Annotated in this window: 22 protein-coding genes; 10 read left to right on the plus strand and 12 right to left on the minus strand. The window is 68.9% G+C overall.

Features of this window, described 5'->3' with window-relative positions; all coding sequences use genetic code 11:
- Positions 1-72 precede the first annotated feature (72 nt).
- Positions 73-1,905 (plus strand): alkaline phosphatase family protein, encoded by a 1,833-nt coding sequence (locus tag BLQ49_RS06475; RefSeq protein WP_091714308.1) that lies wholly within the window; start codon positions 73-75, stop codon positions 1,903-1,905.
- Between the two features lie 58 nt (positions 1,906-1,963).
- Here the strand turns inward: BLQ49_RS06475 and BLQ49_RS06480 are convergent, their stop codons facing one another.
- The 3 genes from BLQ49_RS06480 to BLQ49_RS06490 all read right to left on the minus strand — a co-directional run bounded on the left by BLQ49_RS06480 (position 1,964) and on the right by BLQ49_RS06490 (position 3,475).
- Entirely contained in the window at positions 1,964-2,245 is a 282-nt protein-coding gene (locus BLQ49_RS06480) for a DUF2312 domain-containing protein (protein ID WP_091714535.1), read from the minus strand.
- A gap of 103 nt (positions 2,246-2,348) precedes the next feature.
- Positions 2,349-2,657, minus strand: a complete 309-nt coding sequence (locus tag BLQ49_RS06485; protein WP_091714309.1) for a DUF1244 domain-containing protein — start codon at positions 2,655-2,657, stop codon at positions 2,349-2,351.
- Between the two features lie 56 nt (positions 2,658-2,713).
- Positions 2,714-3,475, minus strand: a complete 762-nt coding sequence (locus tag BLQ49_RS06490) for an N-formylglutamate amidohydrolase (RefSeq protein ID WP_091714311.1) — start codon at positions 3,473-3,475, stop codon at positions 2,714-2,716.
- A 173-nt stretch (positions 3,476-3,648) separates the two neighbouring features.
- Here BLQ49_RS06490 and BLQ49_RS06495 point away from each other — a divergent pair, with 173 nt between their 5' ends.
- The 3 genes from BLQ49_RS06495 (at position 3,649) to pyk (ending at position 7,065) form a co-directional block, all read left to right on the plus strand.
- Entirely contained in the window at positions 3,649-4,968 is a 1,320-nt protein-coding gene (locus BLQ49_RS06495) for a glycerate kinase type-2 family protein (protein WP_091714313.1), read from the plus strand.
- Between the two features lie 43 nt (positions 4,969-5,011).
- Positions 5,012-5,518, plus strand: coding sequence for a DUF1036 domain-containing protein (locus BLQ49_RS06500; RefSeq protein ID WP_244507470.1), 507 nt, complete (start codon positions 5,012-5,014; stop codon positions 5,516-5,518).
- 110 nt (positions 5,519-5,628) lie between these two features.
- Positions 5,629-7,065: a pyruvate kinase gene (pyk, locus tag BLQ49_RS06505; protein WP_091714314.1), complete on the plus strand. Its 1,437-nt coding sequence runs from the start codon at positions 5,629-5,631 to the stop codon at positions 7,063-7,065.
- Positions 7,066-7,357: 292 nt separating this feature from the next.
- Here pyk and BLQ49_RS06510 read toward each other — a convergent pair whose 3' ends face one another.
- The 6 genes from BLQ49_RS06510 to ubiG all read right to left on the minus strand — a co-directional run bounded on the left by BLQ49_RS06510 (position 7,358) and on the right by ubiG (position 11,511).
- Positions 7,358-8,368 carry an alpha/beta fold hydrolase gene (locus BLQ49_RS06510; RefSeq protein ID WP_208859018.1) on the minus strand — a complete coding sequence of 337 codons (1,011 nt, stop codon included), beginning with the start codon at positions 8,366-8,368 and terminating at the stop codon, positions 7,358-7,360.
- A 5-nt stretch (positions 8,369-8,373) separates the two neighbouring features.
- Positions 8,374-8,985, minus strand: coding sequence for a tetratricopeptide repeat protein (locus BLQ49_RS06515; RefSeq protein ID WP_091714317.1), 612 nt, complete (start codon positions 8,983-8,985; stop codon positions 8,374-8,376).
- 120 nt (positions 8,986-9,105) lie between these two features.
- Positions 9,106-9,231 (minus strand): type B 50S ribosomal protein L36, encoded by a 126-nt coding sequence (gene ykgO, locus BLQ49_RS06520; protein ID WP_003601867.1) that lies wholly within the window; start codon positions 9,229-9,231, stop codon positions 9,106-9,108.
- Positions 9,232-9,385: 154 nt separating this feature from the next.
- Positions 9,386-9,964 carry a PAS domain-containing protein gene (locus tag BLQ49_RS06525; RefSeq protein ID WP_244507471.1) on the minus strand — a complete coding sequence of 193 codons (579 nt, stop codon included), beginning with the start codon at positions 9,962-9,964 and terminating at the stop codon, positions 9,386-9,388.
- Between the two features lie 157 nt (positions 9,965-10,121).
- Positions 10,122-10,691: a YbhB/YbcL family Raf kinase inhibitor-like protein gene (locus BLQ49_RS06530; protein ID WP_091714538.1), complete on the minus strand. Its 570-nt coding sequence runs from the start codon at positions 10,689-10,691 to the stop codon at positions 10,122-10,124.
- Positions 10,692-10,737: 46 nt separating this feature from the next.
- Positions 10,738-11,511, minus strand: coding sequence for a bifunctional 2-polyprenyl-6-hydroxyphenol methylase/3-demethylubiquinol 3-O-methyltransferase UbiG (gene ubiG / locus BLQ49_RS06535; protein WP_091714321.1), 774 nt, complete (start codon positions 11,509-11,511; stop codon positions 10,738-10,740).
- Between the two features lie 229 nt (positions 11,512-11,740).
- Here ubiG and BLQ49_RS06540 point away from each other — a divergent pair, with 229 nt between their 5' ends.
- The 5 genes from BLQ49_RS06540 (at position 11,741) to BLQ49_RS06560 (ending at position 19,118) form a co-directional block, all read left to right on the plus strand.
- The gene (locus BLQ49_RS06540; protein ID WP_091714323.1) at positions 11,741-12,976 is read left to right on the plus strand and encodes an aspartate kinase; all 1,236 of its coding nucleotides are present in this window, start codon (positions 11,741-11,743) and stop codon (positions 12,974-12,976) included.
- Between the two features lie 187 nt (positions 12,977-13,163).
- Complete coding sequence (ptsP, locus tag BLQ49_RS06545) at positions 13,164-15,425, plus strand: phosphoenolpyruvate--protein phosphotransferase (protein ID WP_091714325.1); 2,262 nt, start codon at positions 13,164-13,166, stop codon at positions 15,423-15,425.
- Between the two features lie 216 nt (positions 15,426-15,641).
- A complete protein-coding gene (prfA, locus tag BLQ49_RS06550) occupies positions 15,642-16,727 on the plus strand; it encodes a peptide chain release factor 1 (RefSeq protein ID WP_091714326.1) in 1,086 nt (361 codons plus the stop codon).
- Between the two features lie 8 nt (positions 16,728-16,735).
- Positions 16,736-17,629: a peptide chain release factor N(5)-glutamine methyltransferase gene (gene prmC / locus BLQ49_RS06555; RefSeq protein ID WP_091714329.1), complete on the plus strand. Its 894-nt coding sequence runs from the start codon at positions 16,736-16,738 to the stop codon at positions 17,627-17,629.
- 427 nt (positions 17,630-18,056) lie between these two features.
- Positions 18,057-19,118 carry a DUF4167 domain-containing protein gene (locus tag BLQ49_RS06560; protein ID WP_091714331.1) on the plus strand — a complete coding sequence of 354 codons (1,062 nt, stop codon included), beginning with the start codon at positions 18,057-18,059 and terminating at the stop codon, positions 19,116-19,118.
- Between the two features lie 258 nt (positions 19,119-19,376).
- Here BLQ49_RS06560 and BLQ49_RS06565 read toward each other — a convergent pair whose 3' ends face one another.
- From BLQ49_RS06565 to BLQ49_RS06575, 3 genes are all read right to left on the minus strand, one after another.
- On the minus strand, positions 19,377-20,102 hold the full coding sequence (locus tag BLQ49_RS06565; RefSeq protein WP_091714333.1) for an RlmE family RNA methyltransferase: 726 nt from the start codon (positions 20,100-20,102) through the stop codon (positions 19,377-19,379).
- Between the two features lie 10 nt (positions 20,103-20,112).
- Positions 20,113-21,195, minus strand: a complete 1,083-nt coding sequence (locus BLQ49_RS06570; protein WP_091714334.1) for a Ppx/GppA phosphatase family protein — start codon at positions 21,193-21,195, stop codon at positions 20,113-20,115.
- Between the two features lie 110 nt (positions 21,196-21,305).
- Complete coding sequence (locus tag BLQ49_RS06575) at positions 21,306-21,779, minus strand: response regulator (RefSeq protein ID WP_091714336.1); 474 nt, start codon at positions 21,777-21,779, stop codon at positions 21,306-21,308.
- Between the two features lie 311 nt (positions 21,780-22,090).
- Here BLQ49_RS06575 and BLQ49_RS30570 point away from each other — a divergent pair, with 311 nt between their 5' ends.
- A complete protein-coding gene (locus tag BLQ49_RS30570) occupies positions 22,091-22,903 on the plus strand; it encodes a cold-shock protein (RefSeq protein ID WP_091714337.1) in 813 nt (270 codons plus the stop codon).
- Positions 22,904-23,181: the final 278 nt, after the last annotated feature.

Below are 23,181 nucleotides of genomic sequence, written 5' to 3' on the forward strand. Positions count from 1 at the left end.
CACGACACCTCCTGTCACGCGCCTGTCACGGTCTCCGCTCACGCCGCTCTCCGGAACCATCGGAGATTCGTCGTGCGGCGCGCACTCACTTCCTGTCTGATCGGATTGGGGCTCCTGGCTGCATCCGGGGCGCGGGCCGAGCCCCGCAACGTCGTGCTCTTCATCGCCGACGGGCTGCGCTACGGCATGGTGAACGCCGCCAACGCCCCGACCATGGACCGGCTGATGAAGTCCGGCGTGCGGTTCACCAACACCCACTCCCTGTTCCCGACCTTCACGATGCCCAACGCCACCGCGATGGCGACCGGGCACATGCTCGGCGATACCGGCCAGTACGGGAACACGATCTACACCGCCTTCCCGGTGCCCGGCGCGGGCGAGAGCCTGACGCCGTTCCTGGAGAACGACCCGGTGCTCGGCGATGTCGATGAGCATTTTGCCGGCAATTACCTGAACGAGGAGACGATCCTGCGGGCGGCGCACGCGAAGGGGATGTCGACCGCCAGCATCGGCAAGCTCGGGCCGTCCCTGGTCTTCGATCACACCGCCCGCTCGGGCCAGGACACGATCCTGATCGACGACAGCACCGGCCGCGCCGGTGGCATCCCGCTGAGCGACGCCCTCAAGACCCGCCTCGCCGCCGTCGGCCTGCCCGTGCAGGCACCGACCCGCGGTGCCAACGGACCGGCTGGCAATGCCGAGACGCCCGGCACCCTCTCCGCCAACATCGATCAGCAGGCCTATTTCGCGGATGTCGCCACCAAGGCGGTGCTGCCGCTGTTCAAGGAGCGCAAGAATCCGTTCGTGCTGGTCTTCTGGTCGCGCGATCCGGACGGAACGCAGCACAACCAAGGCGACAGTCTTGGCCGGTTGGTCCCGGGCATCAACGGTCCGACCAGCCTCGCCGCCATCCGCAACGCCGACACCAACCTCGCCACGCTGCTCGCCGCCCTCAAGGACCAGGGTCTCGCCGAGACGACCGACGTGATCCTCACCTCGGATCACGGTTTCTCGACCATCTCCAAGGAGAGCGCGACGAGCTTTTCCGCGACCCAGAGCTACAAGGGCGTGCCGAGCCATCAACTTCCGCCGGGCTTCGTCGCCATCGACATCGCGCACGCTCTGGGCCTGACCCTGTTCGATCCGGACGCCAAGGGCGCAAAGCTCGGGGCCGACAGCTTTCCGAGCCGGGCGAACGGCCTGATCGGCACGGATCCGGCCAAACCGGACGTGGTGGTGGCAGCCAATGGCGGCTCCGATCTCGTCTACATCCCGAACGGCGACCGGGCCCTGGCGCAGCGCGTGGTCGAGGCCCTGTCGAAGCAGGATTACGTCAGCGGCCTGTTCGTCAGCGCCGCCCTGGGTGCGATCCCGGGCACCCTACCGCTCGCGGCCATCGCCCTGGACGGCTCGGCCCTGACGCCGATGCCCGCCCTCGTGGTCAACTTCCGGAGTTTTTCGACCGGCTGCGCTGATCCGACCACCTGTGGGGTCGAGGTGTCCGACACCGTGCTGCAACAGGGTCAGGGCATGCACGGGAGCTTCTCGCGCGCCGATACGCGCAACGTGATGGGTGCGATGGGCCCGAGCTTCCGAGCCGGCCTCGAAAGTCCGGTGCCGGCGAGCAACGCCGATCTCGGCAAGACCATCGCGCGGATCCTCGATCTCACCATCCCCGCCAAGGGCACGCTGGTCGGCCGGGTGCTCACGGAGGCGATGGCGAACGGCGCGACGCCGAAGGCCGAGACGCACGTCCTGCGCTCGCAGCCGGACGCTACGGGCCTGACGACGATCCTGCGCTATCAGACGGTTGGCGAGACTCGCTATTTCGACACCGCGGGGTATCCAGGACGGACGCTGGGTCTGATCGACGACGCCCATCCGGTGGCAACCGAGGCTCACTGACGGCCCCGGTGACGCCTCCTGCCGTGCCGGACGCGATATCCGGCACGGGCAAAACGGCCTACGCCATGCCGAGGGCCTGCATGTAGAGCTCGAGGATGGCCTCCTGCTCCTGGCGCTCGCTGTGATCCTGCTTGCGGATCCGCAGGATGGTGCGCACCGCCTTGGCGTCGAAGCCCCGGCCCTTCAGTTCGGCGAACACCTCCTTGATGTCGCCCATGATGCCGGCCTTCTCTTCCTCCAGCCGCTCCAGCCGCTCGATGAACTGCTTGAGCTCGTCGGCGGCCACGCCTTCGGCCGAGGAGACGTCGCCGCCAGGCCGCTGCGCAGCGGCGGTGGGCATCGAATGGGCGTTCATGGGGCTCTCCGGACTACACGGCGCAGTTGCGCCCTGACCCGTGGTTAACGGGCCGAACTTACCGGAAGCTGAACCGATTCGCGGCGCTTCAATGCCCCTTGGCCTGGTTGGCCGCGAAGCCGGCCTGCTGATCGACGCTGGCCTCGGTCTGGAACTTCGCCTTCCATTCGTCATACGGCATGCCGTAGACCGCCTTGCGGCTTTCGTCCTTGGTTAGCACCACGCCCTTCTCGTCAGCGGCGTCCTTCAGCCAATTGGACAGGCAGTTCCGGCAGAAGCCAGCCAGATTCATCAAATCGATGTTTTGCACATCGGTCCGCGTCCGCAGATGGGCCACCAGCCGCCGGAAGACGGCTGCTTCGAGTTCGACCTGCGTGCGTGCTTCGAGATCATTCATCAATCGCCTGCCTTCTTCGCGTACGGCCCCGGATTTCGGTACCCGGGGCGTCCGGATCAAGCCACCATCAGCGGCCGCAGGATCCGGGCGAAGCGCGCAGCCCATTCCGCCTGACCGGCCTCGCCGGCGATCAGATCCTGGCGGATCTCCACCAGGGCGTTCGGCAGACCTCGCGCGGTGGCGTGGCGGTCGATCGTGTCGCCCGGCAGGCCGCCGCCGTAGGGCTGGTTGTCGCCGACATTCAGCCCGGCCGGATCGGCCTGGAGCGCCTGGATCAGCGGGCGGGCGAAGCGCTCGTCCCGATCGTACAGGATGCCGACCTGCCATGGCCGCGGGATGCCGCGCCAGTACGGCGTGAAACTGTGCATGGTCAGGAGCGCGGGCGGCCGGCCGGTCGCGACGGCGGCAGCGATCGCCCCGTCGAGGGCAGCATCGAACGGCGCGTAGAAGCGGGCGATCCGCTCCTGCTTACCAGCCTCGTCGATCCCGGCGTTGCCCGGCACCACGGCCCCGTCGGAGAGGCGCATCACCAGCGTCGGGTCTGCGCGGCCCCGGTTCGGGTCGATGATCAGGCGGGAGAAGTTCGTCAGGATCGCGGGCGCGCCGAGTTGCGCCGCCAGGCTCCGGGTCACCGCCGCGGCGCCGATATCGTAGGCGATGTGCCGGGCAAATTCGGAGGCCGGCAGCCCCAGCGCGATATCCGGTGGGACGTGGTTCGAGGCGTGGTCGCAGGCGATGACGAGGCCACAAGCCGGATCGCCCGGTATGATCTCGCAGGGATGCGGAGCGGTGGCGGCTTCAGTCTCCGGGCAGGTCACGGGGCTCCAGGTCTTCAACTCTGTGCGGGGATGTCGATGGCGCTTGCCGTGGCGCGGCCGCTCGGGCAGATCACCTATCAAGGATCGTGCGCTCACGGCAAGAAACGGGCCCGCCGCCTGCGAAAGAACGGGCGGGGATCGTGCGATCGGCAGAGAGGAGCCCGTCCGACGCCATGACCGAGACCGTCCCGCCCGCCGCCGATCCCGCCATCCTGGCGCAGCGCGCGCTGCTCGACAGCCTCCTCACGGCGGCGATCCGGGCGGCGCATCCCGATCTCGCCCTGCCGCCGCACCTGCCTGAGCCGAGTCCGGGCCGGCTGATCATCCTAGGCGCAGGCAAGGCCGCGGGCAGCATGAGCGCGGTGGCGAGCCGGTTCTATCGGCAGCAGCACGGGCTCGGCGACGACCGGATCGTGGGGCTTGCGGTGGCACGGCACGGCTACGGGCAGGACGCGCCGGGGATCCATATGGTCGAGGCAGGCCACCCCGTTCCCGACGAAGCCGGCATCGCGGCGACCAAGGAGGCCCTGCGGCTCGCCACCGAAGCCGGCCCGGACGACGAGGTCTTGGTGCTGCTCTCCGGCGGCGGCTCGGCCAACTGGATCGCCCCGGCCGGCGACCTGACACTTGCCGAGAAGCAGGCGATCACCCGCGCGATGCTGCGCTCCGGTGCCCCGATCGGCGAGATCAACACGGTGCGCAAGCATATCTCCCGGATCAAGGGGGGGCGGCTTGCCCTCGCGGCGCGCAACGCAAGGCGGATCCTCACGCTGGCGATCTCGGACGTGCCCTTCGACGATCCGGCGGTGATCGCCTCGGGTCCGACCGTGCCCGATCCGTCCACCCTGGCCGACGCCCGCGCGATCTGCGAGCGCCGCGGCATCCCGCTGCCGGAAGAGGCGGTCCGCCTGCTCAATGATCCCAACAACGAGACCCCGAAGGCGGGCGATCCGGCCTTCGCCCGGGCAGAATACCGCATCATCGCCCGCCCTATCGACGCCCTGAATGCGGCGGCGGCGGGGGCTCGCGCGGCGGGTTACGAGCCGGTGATGCTGGGAGCCGATCTGGAGGGTGAGGCCCGCGAAGTCGCGGCCGAGCACGCCGTCGCGGCCAAGCGCTACCGGCAAGCCGGCCAACGGGTGGCGCTGATCTCGGGCGGTGAACTCACCGTGACGATCCGGGGGGAGGGCAATGGCGGCCCCAACCAGGAATACGCGATGGCCCTCGCCTTGGCGTTGGCCGGGGAGCCGGGCATCTCCGGTATCAGCGCCGATACAGACGGCACGGATGGCGGCCGCGGGCACGCCACCGACCCGGCGGGCGGCATCGTCGATCCCACGACCCTTGCGCGGGCCCGCGCTGCTGGCCTCGACCCGGCCGCGATGCTGGACCAGAACGACTCGACCGCGTTCTTCGCGGCCCTCGGCGACCTCGTGAACCCCGGCCCGACCTGTACCAATGTCAACGACTGCCGCATCATCCTCGTCAATTGAAGCATCAACTCGAAAGGTGGGCTTCAGCGTCCGGCGACGGATGATGCAAGACCAGCGGCCTGGAGCATCGTCCCGGTCTCGGTATCCGAGGTGGTTCTCCCGGCTTCGCGTTCCCGCGGCACAGGTCATCCCTGCATTCACGGCGGTCGGGCTCGCGCTGCTCTGCGCGAGTCCCGCAAAGGCCGACCTGCGCCTGTGTAACCAGACCGGGAGCAAGGTTGGCATTTCGCTGGGCTACCGTGATCCGCAGGGCTGGGTCACGGAGGGGTGGTGGGACCTCGCGCCCAAGGCGTGCGAGACGTTGCTCAAGGGTGCGCTGGCGGCGCGGTTCTATTACGTCTTCGCGGTCGATTACACGCGCGGCGGCGAGTGGAACGGGCGGTCCCTGATGTGCACCCGCGATTCGGAATTCACGATCCGCGGGATCGAGGATTGTCTGGCCCGGGGCTATGACCGCAACGGCTTCTTCGAGGTCGATACCGGGGAGCAGAAGAGCTGGACGATCCAGCTCACCGACCCAAACCGCGCCGACACCTCCGTGAAACCGTGACGCCAAGACGGCGCCCTGACGCCGTCCCGCAGGGGTATGCACCCCGGCAAGCAGCAGACGAATTTGGCGACGCCGGACGGCACGCCACAACACCACCGGGAGGATTCATCTTGAAACGCTCACGCCGCACGAAGATCGTCGCCACTCTGGGTCCGGCATCCGATTCGCCGGAGATGATCGAGCGGCTGTTCCGCGCGGGCGTGGACGTGTTCCGGCTCAACATGAGCCACCTTCCGCGGGAGAAGCTGCCCGAGAAGGTCGAGGTGATCCGCACCATCGAGCGCGAGGCCAAGCGGCCGATCGGGATCCTGGTCGATCTGCAGGGGCCGAAGCTGCGGCTCGGCACCTTCGCGGAGGGCGCCGCGATGATCGAGGCCGGCGCGACCTTCGTGCTCGATGGCGATCCGACGCCGGGTGATGCCGCGCGCTGCCACCTCCCGCATCCCGAGATTCTGGAAGCGCTGGAGCCGGGCCACGCGATCCTGCTCGATGACGGCAAGCTGCGGCTCTCGGTGGTCGAGACATCGCACAACCGTGCGGTGACCCGCGTCGAGGTCGGCGGGCGGATCTCCAACCGGAAGGGCGTGTCGCTGCCACACACCGTGATCCCGGTTCCGGCCATGACCGACAAGGACCGGGCGGATCTCGATGCCGGCCTGAATGCCGGCGCGGACTGGATCGCCGTATCCTTCGTCCAGCGGCCCGAGGACGTGGCCGAGGTGAAGAAGGTCTGCGCTGGCCGCGCCCTGGTGATGGCCAAGATCGAGAAGCCGCAGGCGCTGACCCGCCTCGACGAGATCCTGGAGATTTCCGATGGGCTGATGGTTGCCCGCGGCGATCTCGGCGTGGAGATGCCGCTTGAGCAGGTGCCTGGTGTGCAGAAGCGCATCACCCGGGCGGCACGGCGCTATGGCAAGCCGGTGGTCGTCGCCACCCAGATGCTCGAATCGATGATCACCGCGCCGGTGCCCACCCGCGCCGAGGTCTCGGACGTCGCCACCGCGGTCTACGAGGGCGCCGACGCCGTGATGCTCTCGGCCGAGAGCGCCTCGGGCGCCCATCCGATCGGTGCCGTGGAGACCATGAACCGCATTGCCGAGCAGGTGGAGCGGGACCAGGTCTACTGGTCGATCATCCGGGCCCAGAACGCGACGCCGGACGAGACGGCGGCGGACGCCATCGCGGCGGCCGCGCACCAGATGGTCGACGCCCTGAATCTCGATGCGATCATGGCCTGGACGAATTCCGGCTCGACGGCGCTGCGCCTCTCCCGGGAGCGCCCGAACGCAACCGTGATTGCCCTGACGCCCCGGCGCGAGACCGCGCGCCGTCTTGCCCTGGCCTGGGGTACGCATCCGATCGTCACCAAAGATGCCAGCGACGTGGACGACATGTCGTTCCGCGCCGCCAAGTTTGCGGTGCGGGAAAAATTTGCTGCGGTTGGCGATCGGGTCATCGTCGTGGCGGGCCTGCCCTTCGGCACGCCCGGCGCCACGAATCTCGTGCGTCTCACCTTCATTACCCGCGAACACGCCGAGAAGGCGTGATGCCGTAAGCGCGGTTCGAGAGGCGCGGCTCAGAGGCGACGGTGCTCGGATCCCTTCATGGTGAAGGGCTGTCGGCGCACCGGAACCCTCCCCCTGTGCGGGCCCATGGGCTCACATGTCTTCGCTGAACACGAAAGGCGTGAGAAACAAGCGCGGTTTCCCTCCCCGTGTGGGGAGGGGCCGGGGGTGGGACGGGTTCAGACGTTCCCGTGCCGTCTGCACCACCGCCATCGTCAACGCCTCCCGACACGGGGGGGAGGGCACGGGCCGGTCACGGATAAGGCTCTGTCGCTCAGCGGGTCGCGGCTGGCAGGGCCGTCGACGCCCCCTTCAGGTCGTCTGACAGACGCGCGATCTCCTCCACCACGCGCTCGGACGCCACGTACTGAAGCATGTGGCCGATCCCCGGCAGCAGCACGAGCCGCGCCCCGGGAATCGCCCGCGCCAACGGCACCGCCTGCAGGTCGCTGCGGACGATCGGGTCCGCCTCGCCGGAGATCACCAGGGTCGGAACGCGAAGCGTGCCGTAGCGCGGGCTCTGTGCGGAGAGCGCCTCCGAGAGGCCGAGGAGATCCTGCACGTTGGCGAGCAGTGTCCCAGGCCGCAGGACCAGATCGGCCCGAGCCAGCGCCGGGTAGTCCGGATTCGCCGCCTGAGGCGTGAAGACCCGGCGCGCCGCCTCGGGCAAGAAATACTGCGCGAGCGGCGGCCCGATCGTGCGGCTGAGCAGCCATGCCACGGGCGGCGCGACGGCAATCCGCCAGTAGAAGGGCAGATCCTGTCGCCGATCCGGCATAGGCAGCGCTACAGGCGCCGCAAGGACGAGGCCCGCCACCCGTTCCGGGTGATCGAGGGCGAGCGCGAGGGCCAGCGCACCGGACCATGAATGGCCGAACACGATTGCCGGGCCGATGCCCATGCGCTCCAGCGCCTCCGCGATCAGGCGCGCCTGGACGGCGGGCGCGGCCGCGTCGGCACCGGCGATCCGGTCGCTCCATCCGAAGCCGGGGCGATCGAAAGCGATGACCCGGAAGCCGCGTGCAGCAAGCCGGCGGCCCACGCCTTCCATCGGATCAGACGCGTTGGCGGACGCACCGTGCAGCAGAACGATCGGCGGACCGGCCGCAGGCCCGTCTTGAATCGTCGCGAGGCGACCGCCGGTGACCGCCACGAAGGGCCCGGCCGTTGGATAGGCCGCGCCCACCCGAAGCGTGATCCAGAGGCTCGCCGCCGCACCGACCAGCAGAACGAGGCTCGTCAGCGCGACGGGCAGCGCCAGGATCGCGAGGAGGATGCCGAGCATCCGCGTCACAGGTCGCGACCGTCCACCTCCGGCGTAAGGCGATCGATCGCCTCGCCGATCTTGTCCATCTGCGGATAAAGCGCGCGCGCCCGGCGGAAAGCCGCCAGCGCATGCCCTTTGTCGTCCTGCGATTCGTAGATCCGCCCCAGCGCCGCCCAGGCCTCGAAATGGCGCGGCTCCAGCACCAGCGCCCGTTTCAGATCGGCGATGGCGTCATCCTTGTCGGTCAGAAGCCAGAAGACCGTGGCGCGACGGTTCCACCCCTCGGACCAATCCGGCTCCAGGGCCGTGACCCGGTCCATCAGCTCGGCCGCCAGAGGGAAGTCATGAGCCGTGACGGCCTGGCGGGCCCGATCGGTCAGCAGATCCGCGGTGGGGCTCCCGGAGCCGGCGAGCCGCCGCTCGATCAGCCGCGCGACGCCCTTGGCCTCGGCCGGGTCCTCGCTGGCGCGCAAGCGAGCGAACAGATCATCGAGACTCGGCATCTTCGGTGCCGGCTTCGTGTCCGGTGCCACGCGGCCAGGCCGCGCGGGTTCGGAAGCCGCCCAGGACGCCGGCGAAACGGCCGCCAGAGCCGGAAGGCAGAGCAGGGCGACGAGGAGGCGGCTCGGCATCATGATGCCAGAGTGTGGGTCGCCTGCCGGATCGTCAACGTGCCGCGGTGCCGCGCACGCGAAAACAGCCGGCCCTGGCCGGGTCCGGCTGCGCTAACGCGACTGCAATCGGGCCGTTGGGCTTCAGCCCTGGCGGGCCTTGAAGCGCTTCTGAGTCTTGTTGATCACGTAGACCCGGCCCTTGCGACGCACGAGCTGGTTGTCGCGGTGGCGACCGCGCAGGGACTTGAGGGAGTTGCGGATCTTCATCGGTCTCTCGAGCCCTAAGGCCGTCCATCAATGGGGAATCGGGAACGTGGTCACGAAGCTGGACGCGGGTTCGCGTCCGGCGATCACGGCTCACGCATCGCGGGATGGCGCCGCCATATCAGGATTCGCCCCGTCAAGGCAAGGCGCGGTCACCTCAATGGATGACGTCCAGATCCGTCACCGGCGGTGTCTCGACCATCTGGCGCCCAATCTCGTGGAGCAGCACATCCAGCAGCGGCTTCAGGCGCTCGAAGTCCGGTCTCCGTAAACCCGCTTCGGCGGTTTCGAACAGGGATAGCGCCAGTTCGGCAACCCGGTCGATCCCGCCTGCCGTCACCTCCGCGGCACAGAACGCATGTTCATCGAGATAGCCGTCCTCGCTGCTGGCTGTCACATCGATGACGATCCCGCGCGCTTCGCTGGCGACGCCACTTACGCCCCGGCTGAAGCGGCCTCGCGCCAGGATCCACCTGACGTCGCCCAGCTCAGGGACGGCACGGAACTGCGCTACGAAAAGCCCGCCCCGCTGTTTGAGATCCTCAATGAGCGAGCCGATCCGCCGCTGATCCTCCGGATGAACCCGGCTCAGGAGCAGAGCGAAGGTCGTCCCCCGATCCGCCCGGGCCCGCGGGACTCCCAGCATGGCCGCCGCTGCGGCGTCGCAGCGCAGAACATCATCGACGCCATGCCATTCCCAGGTGCCGACATCCGACGCGGCGAGGGCGCGCGCCATGCTCTCGCTGCCCCGCCGCTTCGTTCGCGCGTCGACCCCCACAGGACCGCTCTCCAGTCAAACGTCAGAGGTGCTGCCCGGCACGGGGAGGGTGCGAGGCGTCTTAATGCGGCGCTCGATACGGCACAACGCGACCGCCCGTCCTCTCACGTGGCCTTCAACGACGGGTGTAGCCGCCGACGAGAACGCCCTTGCCGAGCACCAGCCCCTCCATCGCCTTGAGGAGCGCACTCCGGCCGGGAGTTTCGGGAAGCTCGAGGGGGTGCTTGAGGGCATAGACCTGGAAGACGTAATCGTGTCGCCCATGGCCGCTCGGCGGATCCGGCGGCAGCCAGCCGGCATGCAGGAAGCTGTTCCGGCCGAGCGGCAGACCCTGACCGGCCTCGGGGTTCGAGACCTCACCCTCCTGAAGCCCAGTCCGATCCGACGGTAGATTCCAGGCGATGAGGTGAACCAATGGCTGCGGCGTCGGGCTGCCGGCATCTTCGACGAGAACGACTAAGGACGCGGTTCCGGGGGGCAGGCTGCCCCAGGCCAGAGGCGGCGAGAGCCCTTCGCCATCCGCGGTAAAGCGGGCCGGCATATCAGCCCCGTCGGCGAAGGCGGGGCTGGTCAGCGTCAGGGACGCCGGGATGTCCCGAAACGCCGTGTGACACGCCGTCTTCTCGGTGCCAGCCTTAAGCCCTGACAGGGCCGCGCCCACCGCACTGGGTATCTTTTCGAGCATCGCCACCATCTCCGCTGCGATCCCAACGGCGAAGGGGCCGGCGGGTTCAGTTTCGACGCTCGGCCGCGACCATGTAGTTCACCGCCGTGTCCCGGCCGGTACGCCAGCCATCGGTGAGCGGGTTATAGACAACGCCAATCGTGTCGGTCACCGACAGGCCACCCGCCTGGATCGCCCGACCGAGTTCGTCCGGCCTCACGAATTTCTCCCAGTCGTGGGTGCCCCGCGGCAGCCAGCCCAGCACGTACTCGGCCCCGACGATGGCAAGGGCGAAGGAGCGCAGCGTCCGATTGAGGGTCGCGGCGAACAGCATCCCGTCCGGTTTCACGGCCGCGCAGGCCGTGCGCACGAAGGCCGGCATGTCCGAGACGTGCTCGACCACCTCCATGATCAGCACGGCATCGAAGCGCTGCCCGGCGGCCACGACCGCCTCGATCGTTTCGCCGCGGAAATCCACCGGCACGCCCGCGGCCTGCGCATGGGCCCGGGCGACCGCGATGTTCTGCTCGGCCGGGTCGATTCCCGTCACCCTGGCGCCGAGCCGGGCCAACGGCTCCGACAGGACGCCGCCGCCGCAGCCGACATCGCAGATCGTGAGGCCATCGAGGGGGAAAGGCGCGTTCGGATCGCGCCCGTGATGGCGGCACAGGGCATCGCGGATATAGGCGAGCCGCACCGGGTTGAACCGGTGCAGAACCCGCATCGGTCCGGTCTCGTCCCACCACGTGGCGGCGAGCGCGTCGAAGCGGGCGACCTCGCCGCGGTCGACGAAGCCCTGCGAGCCGTCGTCCTTGGCTGCTTCCTTGGCTGCCCTGTCCATCCGCGATCCGTCCGAGAAATCTGGGCCCGCGCCTTAACACGCGGCGGCCCGGAAAGTCGCCGCGGCGCGGGGGCGCCATGCCGGGGCCATGCTCGGGCCATGCTTGGCCGGTTGTTGACACCCAACCGGGCCGCTTGTACCCGCCGGGCACCCTTCGGACCGGCCTGCTTCGGTCCTGCCCCGTCGCTAACGAAAACCCGCGCCATCGGGAACCCGCGATCGAGAGACCATGCCCCGTCTGGTGATGAAATTCGGCGGCACCTCCGTCGCTACCGTCGATCGCATCCGGAATGTGGCGCGCCACGTCGCCCGCGAGGTGGCGGCCGGCTACGACGTCGCCGTCATCGTCTCGGCCATGTCGGGCAAGACCAATGAATTGGTCGACTGGGTCAAGGATGCCAACCCGCTCTACGATCCCCGGGAGTACGACGCGGTGGTCGCTTCGGGCGAGCTCGTGACCGCCGGCCTCCTGGCGATCGCGCTCCAGAAGGACGGGATCAAGGCGCGCTCCTGGCAGGGGTGGCAGATCCCCGTCGTGACCTCGGACGCCCACGGCTCGGCACGCATCGCCGAGATCGACCCGAAGAACCTCGAAGCCGGCTTCGCCAAGGGCGAGGTCGCGGTGATCGCGGGCTTCCAGGGCGTCCATGCCGAGACCGGCCGGGTGACGACGCTGGGCCGCGGCGGCTCCGACACCTCGGCGGTGGCGGTGGCGGCCGCCATCGGGGCTGAGCGCTGCGACATCTACACGGATGTGGACGGGGTCTACACCACCGATCCCCGCATCGTGCCGAAGGCCCGCCGCATGGAGCGCGTGACCTTCGAGGAAATGCTGGAGATGGCCTCGCTGGGCGCCAAGGTGCTGCAGGTCCGCTCGGTGGAACTCGCCATGGTCCACCGGGTGCCGACCACGGTCCGCTCCTCCTTCGATCCGCCGGACGCCGCGCGCCCCGGCACCCTCATCTGCGACGAGGACGACATCGTGGAACAGCAGATCATCACCGGGATCGCCTTCTCCCGGGACGAGGCGCAGATCACCCTGCGCCAGGTCAAGGACAGCCCCGGCGTCGCCGCCGCGATCTTCGGACCGCTGGCCGACGCCAACATCAACGTCGACATGATCATCCAGACCGTGTCGGGCGACCAGTCGACCACCGACATGACGTTCACGGTGCCGGCTTCGGATTACGAGCGCTCGCGCGCAATCCTCGACGAGGCGCGGACGCAGATCGGATACGCTCAGATCGAGGGCGCGACCGATGTGGTGAAGGTCTCCGCGATCGGCGTCGGTATGCGCAGCCACGCGGGCGTCGCCGCCAAGGCCTTCCGGGCGCTCGCCGAGAAGGGAATCAACATCCGCGCGATCACCACGTCAGAGATCAAGTTCTCCGTGCTGATCGAAGCCGCCTACACAGAGCTTGCCGTGCGCACGCTCCACTCGCTATACGGCCTGGATCAGGCCTGAGCCTGGGACGACGCGGTTTCGATCAAGGCGCGTGGTGTGAGCTGAACAGTCGCGGGCCGTTTCGCTGATCCCAGATCACGTCTGGAGAGCGGTACGATCCATCCGGTGCCGGCCGTCGCGTGCTTGGCGCCAAGGTTGCAGGGTGGTCGACGCCAAGGCCGCTCACCGACACTGGAACGACGAACCGATGCCCGCTGCGCCCGGAGGCCCGCGCCTGCTGCTGCGCCGCCTCCGCGAAGCGATGGCGGAGCCGGTCAGCCCCCAGGCACGCCTCGACCGCATCGTCGTTCTGATTGCCGCCAACGTGGTGGCCGAGGTCTGCTCGGTCTACGTGCTGCGCGATGACAACACCTTGGAGTTGTTCGCCACCGAGGGCCTGAACCGCGAGGCGGTCCACCAGACCCGGATGCGCACCGATGAGGGTCTCGTGGGCCTCATCGCCCGCACGGCCGAACCCCTCTCGCTGTCCGACGCGCAGAATCATCCAGCCTTCTCGTATCGCCCCGAGACGGGGGAGGAGGCCTATCATGCCTTCCTCGGGGTGCCGCTCCTGCGTGCGGGCAACACGCTTGGCGTCCTGACCGTCCAGAACAAGACCTACCGGGTCTATTCCGAGGAGGAGATCGAGGCACTCCAGACCACCGCCATGGTGCTCTCGGAGATGATCGCCTCGGGCGAGCTGGAGGGTCTGGCGCCCGATGCCGGCACGGCCGCGCGCCGGCCGGTCCTGGCCCGGGGCATCGCCCTCGCCGATGGGATCGGTCTCGGCTACGTGGTCCTGCACGAGCCCCGCGTGGTCGTGAAGACGCTGATCGCCGAAAACGTCGAGCGCGAGGTCGGCCGCCTCGACGCGGCGATCGAGGAGGTACGCTCGGCGATCGACGCCCTGGTGGAGCGGGGCGACCGGATCGGCACGGCAGAATCCCGCGAGGTCCTTGAGACCGTCCGGATGTTCGCCCACGACAAGGGCTGGCTCCGGCGCATGCGCGAGGCGGTAGCCTCCGGCCTGACCGCCGAAGCGGCCGTCGAGCGTGTCCAGTCGGACAACCGCGCGAAGATGATCCGCCAGTCCGACCCGTATCTGCGCGAGCGGCTGCACGATCTCGACGACCTCGCCAACCGCCTTCTGCGCGCCCTGATCGGCCCTGAGGCCGCCGGGGTGGTCGTGCTGCCGGAGAACGCCATCCTGGTGGCGCGGACCATGGGTCCCGCCGCGCTCCTCGACTACGAGGCTTCGACGCTGCGCGGCATCGTGCTGGAGGAGGGCGGCCCCACCAGCCACGTGGCGATCGTCGCCCGGGCGCTGGGAATCCCGGCCGTGGGCGAAGTGGAGAACGCCACGGCACTGTGTGACGCGGGCGATGCCATCATCGTCGACGGTGTCGCGGGCGAGATCCATGTCCGGCCCGGCCCCGAGGTCGAGGCCGCCTATGCCGAGATGGTGCGGCTGCGCGCGCGCCGGCAGGAGCAGTACCGGGCGCTGCGCGACGTGCCGGCCCAGACCCGCGACGGCGTGCGGGTCGGCCTGCACCTCAATGCCGGGCTGCTGGTGGATTTCAGCCATCTGCACGAGACCGGCGCCGAAGGCGTCGGCCTGTTCCGCACCGAGCTGCAATTCATGGTCGCTCAGCGCATGCCGTCGGCGGCCGAGCAGGAGGAACTCTATCGCAAGGTGTTCGCTGCATCGGCGGGCAAATCCGTCACCGTGCGCACCCTCGATATCGGTGGCGACAAGATCCTGCCCTACATGGCCAAGCTCGAGGAGGAGAACCCGGCGCTGGGCTGGCGGGCGATCCGCATCGGTCTCGACCGGCCGGCCCTGCTGCGCATGCAGCTGCGCGCGCTCCTGAAGGCCGCCGACGGCGATCCGCTGAAGATCATGTTTCCGATGGTCGCGACGGTGGACGAATTCGTCCGCGCCCGCGGGATCGTCGAGCGCGAGAAGGCTTATCTGAAGCGCCACGGCTACCGATTGCCCGCCGATTGCCGGCTCGGCGCGATGATCGAGGTGCCCTCGCTGCTGTTCCAGATCGACGAGATCGCCCAGGAGGCCGACTTCCTGTCGGTGGGCTCGAACGACCTGATGCAGTTCCTCTTCGCGGTGGACCGGGAGAACCGCCGGGTCGCCGACCGGTTCGATCCGCTGAGCGTCGCGGCGCTCCGCGCCTTCCGGCTGATTGCCGACCGGGCCAACGCGGCTGCCTGCCCGGTGACGGTCTGTGGTGAGATCGGTGGCCGCCCCCTAGACGCCATGGCGTTGATCGGCCTCGGATATCGCAACCTGTCGATGTCGCCGGCGGCCATCGGCCCGGTTAAGGCGATGGTGCTGAGCCTCGACGCCAAGGCTATCGCCGAGTTGATCGATGCCGAGATGGCACGGATGCACGACGGCGATTCCCTGCGCCCGGCGCTCACCGCCTTCGCGCACGCCCACGGCGTCCCTATCTAGGGCTTCAACCCTTGCCGAACATTCGGCCGGGGTTGTACGGCAACGCCACGACGCTTTCGGGCGACGCGCCGCGGCTTCCGCTCTCGAACGGGAGAGGTGTGGGAAGGGAGGACATCGCGCCGGGTCGAAGACCCTGCGGGCCAAGCCCTCTCACGCCCGAAGCGTGATTCGCGCCCCGGCCGGAACGCCGCGCACAGACCTGCAGAAACACGGGCGATGATCCCCTTTCCCACCGAGCGCCTCGACGCCATCTTGGCGCGGCACGATATCGTCACCGCACAGCTCGCCTCCGGCGAGGGCGATCCCGACACCGTGGTCCAGCTCTCGCGGGAGCTGTCCGACCTCGATCCCGTCGTGGCGGCGATCCGCCTGTACCGGGCGGCTCTCGCGAACCTCGCCGGTGTCGAGGCCTTGATCGATGAGCCCGGCACCGACCCCGACATGCGGGCGCTCGCCGCCGAGGAGAAACCGGAAGCGCAGGCTCAGCTGGAGGCCGCGCATCGCGACCTCCAGCTCCTGCTGCTGCCCAAGGACGCGGCCGACGAGAAGAGCGCCATCCTCGAAGTCCGCGCCGGTACCGGCGGCGACGAAGCGGCCCTGTTCGCGGGCGACCTGTTCCGGATGTATGCCAAATACGCCGAGTCGAAAGGCTGGCGCGTGGAGGTGATCTCCGAGAGCGAGGGCACGGTCGGCGGCTTTCGCGAAATCGTGGCCGAGGTGAAGGGCCGGGGGGTGTTCGCGCGCCTCAAATTCGAGAGCGGCGCTCATCGGGTGCAGCGCGTGCCCGACACCGAGACCCAGGGACGCATCCACACCTCCGCCGCCACCGTGGCTGTGCTGCCAGAGGCCGAGGAGGTCGATATCCACGTCAACGACGCGGATCTGAAGATCGACACGATGCGGGCCCAGGGCGCAGGCGGCCAGCACGTCAACAAGACGGAGTCGGCGATCCGCATCACCCATCTGCCAACCGGCATCGTCGTGTTCGTTCAGGAGGAGCGGTCGCAGCACAAGAATCGGGCTCGCGCCATGGCACTCCTGCGCGCCCGCCTCTACGAGGCCGAGCGAACTGCCAAGGATTCCGCCCGCGCCGCCGACCGCAAGGCGCAGGTCGGGTCCGGTGACCGCAGCGAGCGGATCCGGACTTACAATTTCCCACAAGGCCGTGTGACCGATCACCGGATCAACCTGACGCTCTACAAGCTGGAAGAGGTGATGGCCGGCACAGCCCTTGATGAGGTCGTGGATGCCCTCATCACCGAGCATCAGGCGGAACTCCTCGCCGCCGAGGGCATGGCCTGAGCAGGACCATGGCACCCGGATCGAGCCACGGCTTGTCCCGCCGCGCCGCCCTGCGGCATTGCTCGGGTGCGCTCGAGGCCGCCGGCTTCAACGGAGCCGCCGGCGATGCCCGCTTCCTCCTACTTGGAACCCTTGGGCTGGAGGCGAGCGACCTCCTGCTCGCGGGGGAGATGCCGCTTAGTCCGGAAGAGGCTGCGTCCCTCGATGCAGCCCTGGCCCGGCGGCTATCCGGCGAGCCCGTGGCCCGCATCCTCGGGGCCTGGGAGTTCTGGGGGCTGCCCATCCGGCTGACGGCCGAGACCCTCGTCCCGCGGCCGGATACCGAGATCCTGGTCGAAGCCGCACTTGCGGCCCTGCCGAACCGGAACGCGATCCTGCGCTGCCTCGATCTCGGAACGGGGTCGGGCTGCATCCTGGCGGCGCTGCTGAGTGAGCTTCCACGGGCATTCGGAATCGGCCTCGACCGCTCGACCGCCGCCCTCGCGATGGCGCGCCACAACCTCGTCGCCAATGGCTTTGGCGGGCGGGCGGCTGTCGTGATCTCGGATTGGTGCGATGCGCTCCGCGGACACTTCGATCTGATCGTGTCGAACCCGCCCTACATTGCGCGCGCCGTCATCCCGACCCTCGATCGCGAGGTGCGCGTGCACGATCCGGTGAGGGCTCTCGACGGCGGCATCGACGGCCTGGACGCTTACAGGCGCATCTTCGACGGCGTCCGCAGCCGCGGCCTGTTGGCTGCCGGTGGGACGCTCGCCCTCGAAATCGGCTACGATCAGGCTGACACCGTGAGCGATCTGGCCAAAGCGGCCGGCTTCAGCCATCGGGGCCTGACCCGTGATCTTGCGGGTCACGATCGGGTTCTGTGCTTTGGTCTTCACAATGGCCATGGGGGTGTCTAAATCAGGGGCGACGCTGCTCCATAGAAAAAATGCTTGTTGCCTCAGCTGGGGAACGCTAGTGTCGGCTTGAAGATCGCGAACGGTTCGTTAAGACGGACTCCGATAAGGTCGGCGACGACCTAAGGTCGCCGAGGGTTCGCTGATCCCCAACAAACGCTGAACCAGAACGCGCGTGCGACAGCGCGGCGGTCCGGCAGCGCTCGAACCTGACAATCAGCTGGTTTCCGGTGCCTGGCCCGGGCGCACGGTGCGAGAGATGGTCAGATAGACGCGAAGGTCGCGACGCGACCGTACGCGCGGCGCCGCCGGGTGCGCTTGACCGGTCTGCGTCCTAACAACTGCATAACTGCGTCGGGCGCTCCCGAAGACAGTCGTTTGCGTGAACGAGGGTCATTATAGACCGATGAGACCAAACCAGAATCGACGGATGCGCGGCCGGAATCGGCCGAAAGGTCCGAATCCACTGACGCGCTCGTACGAATCCAACGGTCCCGACGTCAAAATTCGCGGCACCGCGCAGCACATCGCCGACAAATACGCCCAGCTCGCGCGAGACGCGCTGGCCGCTGGCGATCCGGTCGCTGCAGAAAACTATTTCCAGCATGGCGAGCACTATTTCCGGATCGTATCCGGCGCTCAAGAGCAGAACCGTCCAGTCAATACTGGTGGCTATGCGAGTCGCCCCTACGACGACGAGATGGACGAGGGCGACGAGGACGGGCAGGGGAACGGCGCCTCGCAGAACGGCCACGCCTATAACGGCTACGACGACGGCGATCCCGGCCAGCAGCCGCAGCCCTATGAAAGCCGAACCGATCTGAATCAGGACGGTCGCCAGAACCGGGACCGGTTTCAGAACCGGGATCAGCGCCGCTTCGATAACAACGGCCGGCAGGATTATCGGCGGCAGGACCAGCAGCGGCAGGATCAGCCCCGGCAAGACTATCAGCGGCAGGATTACCAGCGTCCGGATTACCGGCAGGACCGTCAGGCCAACCGGCAGGACCGCCAGGATTACGGCCGGCAGGACTTCCGCCAGGATCGGCAGGATAATCGTCAGGACAACCGGCAAGAGGGTTACCAAGAGCCCCGGCAGGATGCCCGCGCCGATCAGAACCGGTACGACAACGGCCGCGGCGACGCGGCTCGGGCCGAGACACGGTCGGAGCCACGGTCCGAGAGCCGCCAGGAACCCCGGACCGAGGTTCGGCAGGAGCGTGCGCCGCGCAGTGAGACCGCGCCGCGGCGCGAGCGCCGTCGCGAGGCCGCGCCCGTCGCCGCCGCCGAGGATCCGGCCGGTCTGCCGGCCTTCCTGATGGCCCCTGCACGGCCGGCTCCGGCTCCGGTCGAGGCCCCGGCCATCCCGGAACCGGACGCTGTTGCCGAGGAGGTGCCAGCCAAGCCGCGCCGCCGCCGCCGCCCGCGCTTCGAAAGCGTCGCGGAAGAGGGCGAGACCCGCACGCCGACCGAGGACGCGCCGACCGAGTGAGATCGCGCGCGCGCTGATTTGAAAGGGTCCGCTCCGGGGAACCGGAGCGGCCTTTTCCATGTCCGAGGCTAGGCGACGAGACCGGCCGAACTCGCCGAAGGGCACGATGGATCTGCGGGCGCGTTTCCGTGCGGTGTCCAGGTGGAGCGGCCGGGCCGCGACCGCGCCTGGAGCAGTCCGCTCTGTCGGACAAAGCCGAGCCGGCGCCGGCGCAGCGCCACGGGCTCGAGCGCCTGGGCGAACAGCATCGCCGTCCGCTCAGTCCCCGTCGGCCGCGACGGCAGCACCCGGCGCGCCGCGATACCCGGTCGCCAGCACGTAGAGCTCGCTCGAATCAGCCCGGCTCGCCGCCGGCTTCACATGGCGGACAGCCGCGAAGTCGCGCTTCAGGTCGGTGAGCAGCGCTCCCTCGGTGCCGCCCTGGAGCACCTTGGCGAGATAAGCTCCACCCGGACCCAGGACTTCCCGGGCGAACTCGGCGGCGGTCTCGGCCAAGCCGATGATGCGCAGGTGATCGGTCTTCTTGTGGCCGGTGGCGTTGGCCGCCATGTCCGACATCACGAGGTCGGCCGGCCCGCCCAGCATAGAGGTGAGCTTGGATGGCGCCTCGGGATCGAGGAAGTCCAGGGTGATGAAATCGACGCCGGCCATCGGCTCGATCTCCAGGAGATCGATGCCGACGATCCGGCCGGAGGGGCCGACCACCCGGGCCGCGACCTGGGACCAGCCGCCGGGCGCGGCACCGAGATCGACGATCTTCTGGCCGGGCCGCAGAAGCTTGTAGCGCTCGTCGATCTCGATGAGCTTGTAGGCCGCCCGCGAGCGATAGCCCTCGCGCTTGGCCCGGGCCACGTAGGGGTCGTTGAGTTGGCGCTCCAGCCAGCGCTTCTGCGACAGGGTCCGTCCGCGGCCGGTCTTCACCCGCTGCTTCAGATCCCCGCGCACGCCGCCGCCCGAACTCGCGCCGCCGCGCCGGTCACTCATCGCATGTTCCTCATCGGACCGCTTTCCGGGTCCAGACCCCGTCCTCCCGCATCATGTTCATGAGCAACCCTTCGCGCAGGCCCCGGTCGGCGATGCGCAGGCGCTCGGATGGGAAGGCCCGGCGGATCGCCTCCAGGATGGCGCAGCCGGCCAGAACCAGATCGGCCCGGTCCCGGCCGATGCAAGGGTTGTCGGCCCGCTGCTCCAGCCGCGTGTCGAGCAGGTCGTCGATGGCGGTGGTGACCGCGGCATCGGCCATCCACAGACCATCGACACGCCGCCGCTCGTAGCGCGCAAGTCGCAGATGCATCGCCGCGATGGTCGTGACCGTGCCCGAGGTGCCGAGCAGGTGGAAATGGGGTGCCGTCGCGGCGGCGGCGGCCCGGAGCGCGAAGGGCGCGAGCTTCGCGGCCACCTCCTCGACCATGCCCTCGAACATGCGGCGGGTCACTTCGGCACCGCCATGCCGCTCGGCGAGGGTCACGACGCCCACCGGCAGGGAATCCCAGGCGCGGATCCGCAACGTCGGATCGGTGGAGGGGTTCGCGGCCGCGCCGTCCAACCAGGCGATCTCGGTCGAGCCGCCGCCGATATCGAAGATCACGACCGATTCCGCCAGCGGATCCGCCAGGGCCGCGCAACCGGTCACGGCCAGATAGGCCTCGGTCTGGCGGTCGACGATCTCGAGGTCGAGGCCCACGCCCCGGCGGACGCGCTCGACGAAGGCGGCCCCGTTCACCGCCAGCCGGCACGCCTCCGTGGCGATGATCTTGGCGCGCTGGACGCCACGGGTCTGCATCTTGGTGCGGCAGATGCGCAGCGCCTCCACGGTCCGCTCGATCGCAGCCTCGTTGAGCCGGTCGGACGTCCCGAGACCCTCGCCGAGCCGGACGATGCGCGAGAACGCGTCGATCACCCGGAAGCCGTTGAAGGTCGGCTCAGCGATCAGCAGGCGGCAATTGTTGGTGCCGAGATCCAGCGCCGCGTAGGCGGGGCGACGGCGCTCGCGGCCCGGCAGCGGCGTCGGCGGCTGGTGCGGCGCTGCGCCGATCTGGATTCGGGACGGCGCGGCCGCGGCGGTCTCGTCCCTCATCGGCGCGGCCGTCGATCCTTCGGGTCGGCCGGGAGCGTTGCACCCGGCCTCAACTGAACTGCGACCCTACAGGCTCGGCGGGGAACTGCAACGTCCGATCGCCGCCGTGATCAGGCGACGGCCTTCAACATGCCGGCCCGGCGGGGGATCGGCCGCAACAAGCTCTTCACCTGCGAGTAGGGCCGGGGGCGGTTGATGACCTCGTCGAGGCGGGACCACAGGGTCTTCGGCGAGAAGGGTTTGGCGATGATCTCGTTGACGCCGAGCGCCACCGCACGGTCCACCACGTTCCGGCGCGGCTGGGCCAGCATCAGGATGATCGGGATGGTCGGGCAGGGCGAAGTCGTCGGCGTGCGGGCGAGCCGGATGAACTCCTCACCCGACAGGATCGACAGGTCCCAGTCGATGATGCTGATATCGGGCTTGCTCTCGGCCAGGACGCCCAGGGCCTCCGCGCCGTCCGGTGCCTCGAGGACCCGCTTGATGCCGACGCGCATCAGCATGTCGCGCACGATTCGACGGATGTAGAGGCTCTCGTCCACGACGAGGGCCGAGAGATCGGGAAAGGTCGGAGTCGCGATCATGGCCGGGTCGATGCGGGGCGCAGCAGCGACCTTAGCCGGGCAGCGTTTGCGTTTCGCTAACGCGATCCCGCGGATGTGAAGGGTTCAGCCGGATGCCCCGCACGTCTGCGTTGTTTGCCGCAAGAAAGTAACGAAACGGGCGCGTCTGAGCCAAGAAGGTCCTTGCGGTCAAGGCCCGATTGCGTCAGGACTGGGGCGTTATTCTTGGTTACCGCGACCTGGGGTAATGATAGTGCGGGGCGTGGGCTGTCTGGGATGGCGCGCACGCGGTATTCGAGACAAGGGCGGCGGACGGTTTTTGCGAGCTTTCGATGGGACGTGGTCGTGATTTCAGGGGGCCGCAGAAGCGCGGCTTTGACGAGGGTGGCGAGCCGAGATGGCCTGACCAAGCTCCCCCGAGCGGCGGATACGGCGGCGGCTACGGCGGTGGCGGCGGCGGGTTCGGTGGCGGTGGTGGCGGCTACGGCGGCGGTGGCGGCGGCTTCGACCGCGGCCCGGCCCGCGGCGCGGCCCCGGTCGCGACCGGGCCGGAGCGTGACGCTACGGTCAAGTGGTTCAACAAGGAGAAGGGCTTCGGTTTCGTCGAGCTGGGCGATGGCTCGGGCGATGCCTTCCTCCACATCCGCGCCGTCGAGGCGGCGGGCCATGCTGACCTTATGCCGGGTACCCGCCTGACGGTGACCACGGCTCAGGGTCAGAAGGGCCCGCAGGTCACCAGCGTGACCAGCGTCGACACGTCCACGGCTGAAGCACCTGCGCCCCGGCGCGAGCTGCGCCCGCGCACCGGCGGCTACGGTGGCGCCGGTGGTGCTGGCGGCGGCTATGGCGGCGGCGGTTACGGTGCAGGCGGCGGCGGTGGTTACGGCGCTGGCGGCGGTGGCGGCGGTGGCGGCCGATTCGCTGGTGGCCCCTCCGTGGAGATGAGCGGCACCGTGAAGTGGTATGACCCAGCCAAGGGCTTCGGCTTCGTTTCGGTCAATGATGGCGGCAAGGACGTGTTCGTCCACCGCTCGGCATTGTCCCGCGCCGGCCTCGATTCGCTCGCCGAGGGCCAGCAGGTCACCCTGGGTGTGGTCGAAGGCCAGAAGGGTCGCGAGGCCCAGAGCATCAACGTCGAGGATTGAGGGTTCCGCGGCGGCCGCTTTGCCGCCGTGATCTTCGGAGTTATTGGAAGGCGGCGGTTCCGAGCGGAGCCGCCGCCTTTCTCGTTCCGGGTCCGTCATGCGTTGCGTCCTGCTCCCGACCGTCGTTCTCCTCTTTGCCGGCAGCGCTCACGCGGAAGATTTCACCGGCTTCTATGCCGGCATCAATGCCGGCTATGCGCGGGGTCACGCGGATGAGCGGACGACCGCCGCAGACGGGACGCTGTCGCCCGTCGCGAAGCCCGGGGCGGACCTACCGC

It is taken from the genome of Methylobacterium phyllostachyos, from assembly GCF_900103445.1.
Taxonomy (GTDB): Bacteria; Pseudomonadota; Alphaproteobacteria; order Rhizobiales; family Beijerinckiaceae; genus Methylobacterium; species Methylobacterium phyllostachyos.